Here is a 2,690-nt window from a genome sequence, read left to right on the forward strand (position 1 = left end):
GGATGGCGGCGCGGCGGGAGGGCGGGGCTACCACCTCGAGGCGGTCCTCGGCGACCTCGTGCAGTTCGCCGGGTGCGCCGAGGGCCGGGTTCGCGCCGTCGAGCGGCCGGAATTGGGAGGTGCCCGCGACCGTCCAGGCGGCGTCGGAGTAGTTCGCGCTGGTTCCGGCTCCGGCCGCGAACAGGGCGTCGAGGACCTCACCGCTGTGCGTGATCGGGACCGCCACCACCCACTTGTCCAGTGCGGTCAGGGGTTTCGGGTCAAGCGGGCCGGTGACTTTCAGTCCGATGGTGTGCGCCAACGCATCCGAGACGCCGGGATCGGCGGAATCGGCGTTGGTGTGAGCCGTGAACAAGGCGCAGCCGGAGCGGATGAGCCGGTGCAGCAGAGCGCCTTTCGGCGTGCTGGCCGCGACGGTGTCCACGCCGCGCAGCAGCAGCGGGTGGTGCACGACCAGCGCCTGCGCACCCCATTCGATGGCCTCGGTCACGACCGCCTCGGTGGCGTCGACCGCGAACAGCACCCGCGACACCTTCTCGTCGGGGTCACCGCACACCAGCCCGACCGAATCCCAGGATTCGGCCAGCTTGGGCGGGTACGCCGCGTCCATCGCCGCGATGAGATCCGCCAACCGCACCGTCGTCACCACAACCCAACCTCCTCGCCTGAGTAACCAACTCTCGGAGCTCTCAGGGGCGTTGCCCCTGAAACCCCAACCACGGTCCCGACCGCGTCACAACCCGACCTCGCGCACCGCCTCGACGAGCCGATCGACCTCCGCCGCCGGTCGCACCGCCACGCGCAGGAAGCCCGTCTCCAGTCCGGGGAACGTATCACCGCGTCGCACCGCGATCCCCTTGTCGGCGAGCTTCTTTCGCAACAATTCGGCATCCGGCACCCGGATCAGCAGGAACGGCCCGTGCGCGGGCTCGTGCACCTCGATGCCGAGCTCCCGCAGCCGCGGAATCATGGCCGCGCGATCGGCCGCGATGCCCTCGGCCTTGCGCCGGGCCTCGGCGACCGCCGCCGGTTCACTCACCGCCGCAATGGCTTCCAACTGCAACGTCCCCAACGGCCAGTGCGCGCGACCGTGATTCAACCGGGCCAGCACCTCGGGCGCGCCCAGCACATACCCGCACCGCAATCCGGCCAGCGCCCACGTCTTGGTGAGGCTCCGGAACACCAACACATCCGGAAGGCTCTCCCCCGCAAGCGATTCCGTCTCCCCCGGCACCGCATCCGCGAACGCCTCGTCCACCACCACGATCCCCCCCGGCCGCCGCAGCGCCCGAATGCTCTCGGCCCCATGCAGAACCGACGTCGGATTGGTGGGATTGCCGACCACCACCAGATCGGCCCGCTCGGGAACCCGAACCCCGTCCAGCGTGTACGGCGGCTCCAGGATCACCCGCGTCACCGGCACCCCGGCCTCCCGCAATGCCAATTCCGGCTCGGTGAAGGACGGATGGATCACCGCCGCCAGTTCCGACCCCAGCCGCGGCAGCATCGCGAACCCCTCCGCGACCCCCGCCAGCAACAGCACCTCGTCGATCGACCGCCCGTGCCGAGCCGCCACCGCTGCCCGCGCGGACCGCTCATCCGCTTCACCCGGATACCGCCCGAGCTCCCCCAGCCGCCCCGCCAACCGCTCCCGCAGCCACTCCGGCGGCGCACTCCCCTGAACGTTCACCGCGAAATCGACCATCCCCGGCCGCGCCTCCACGTCCCCGTGATGCCGCAGCCTGGCATGGTCGAAACCCTCGAACCCGGTGTCATCCAGCACAGCCGTCCACCCTACGTGGCCGCCGCGCACGGCCACCGGCCAGAATGGCTGTCGTGGGCGACCTGCATGTGACCTTCATCTGCACCGGCAATATCTGCCGGTCCCCGATGGCCGAGAAGATCTTCGCCGCGCATCTGGAGCGCGCGGGGCTGGCGGATCGGGTGCGGGTGAGCAGTGCCGGGACCGGGAGTTGGCATGTGGGGGACGAGGCCGATTACCGCACCAACAAGGAGCTGCGGGCACATGGGTATCCGACCGGGCATGCGGCGGCGGTGATCGGGCCCGACCATCGGGAGGCGGATCTGCTCGTCGCGCTCGATACCGGGCATGAGCGGGATCTGGCGCGGATGGGGGTGCCGTCGGATCGGCGGCGGCTGCTGCGGAGTTTCGATCCGCTCGCCACGGGGCGGTCCGTGCCGGATCCGTACTACGGGGATCAGTCCGATTTCGCGCTGGTGCGTGAGCAGATCGAGGCCGCCATGCCGGGCCTGCTGGACTGGGTGCGCGAGCAACTCGGGGAGACCGAGGGCCGGATCGCATGAGCTCGAAGACCTCGTGGCTGCGCCGGCTCACCTTCCTGCTGCGGCCGAGCTGGGTGATCCTCGCGGTGGTGGTGGCCGGATTCGCCTACCTGTGTTTCTCCGTGCTCGCGCCGTGGCAGCTGGGCAAGAACACCCGCACCTCCGAACGCAATGACCGGATCGCGAACTCGGTGAAGGCCGATCCGGTCGACGTCACCACCATGCTGTCGGGCACCGGCAAGAACACCGAATGGCGGCGCGTCACCGCGACCGGCACCTACGTCCCCGACTCGACCGTCCTGGTCCGCCTGCGCCACCTCGACGGCCAGCCCGCCTACACCGTCCTCGCCGCCTTCCGCCTCGACGACGGCCAGACCCTGCTCGTC

At 70.3% G+C, this 2,690-nt stretch carries 4 protein-coding genes; 2 read left to right on the forward strand and 2 right to left on the reverse strand.

Going from position 1 to position 2,690, the window contains the following annotated elements; all coding sequences use genetic code 11:
- Together ACAM49_RS39700 and cobC are read right to left on the reverse strand one after the other, a co-directional pair.
- Positions 1 to 646, reverse strand: a 646-nt coding sequence (locus tag ACAM49_RS39700; protein WP_369640667.1) for a Nif3-like dinuclear metal center hexameric protein, incomplete at its 3' end; no start/stop codon positions are given.
- An 87-nt stretch (positions 647 to 733) separates the two neighbouring features.
- Positions 734 to 1,783: an Rv2231c family pyridoxal phosphate-dependent protein CobC gene (gene cobC, locus ACAM49_RS39705; protein WP_369640668.1), complete on the reverse strand. Its 1,050-nt coding sequence runs from the start codon at positions 1,781 to 1,783 to the stop codon at positions 734 to 736.
- A 44-nt stretch (positions 1,784 to 1,827) separates the two neighbouring features.
- On the opposite strand from cobC, the gene ACAM49_RS39710 reads away from it, so the two are divergent.
- Positions 1,828 to 2,325, forward strand: a complete 498-nt coding sequence (locus tag ACAM49_RS39710; RefSeq protein ID WP_369640669.1) for a low molecular weight protein-tyrosine-phosphatase — start codon at positions 1,828 to 1,830, stop codon at positions 2,323 to 2,325.
- 17 nt (positions 2,326 to 2,342) lie between these two features.
- Positions 2,343 to 2,690 (forward strand): SURF1 family protein (locus ACAM49_RS39715; protein WP_369640670.1); only part of this gene is annotated, 348 nt, incomplete at its 3' end.

Origin of the sequence: Nocardia sp. JMUB6875 (genome assembly GCF_041154655.1) — a bacterium.
Lineage (GTDB): Bacteria > Actinomycetota > Actinomycetes > Mycobacteriales > Mycobacteriaceae > Nocardia.

Coding starts and splice junctions, on each gene's coding strand:
- ACAM49_RS39710 (WP_369640669.1), top strand. CDS start 1,828: ATGGCTGTCGTGGGCGACCTGCATGTGACCTTCATCTGCACCGGCAAT.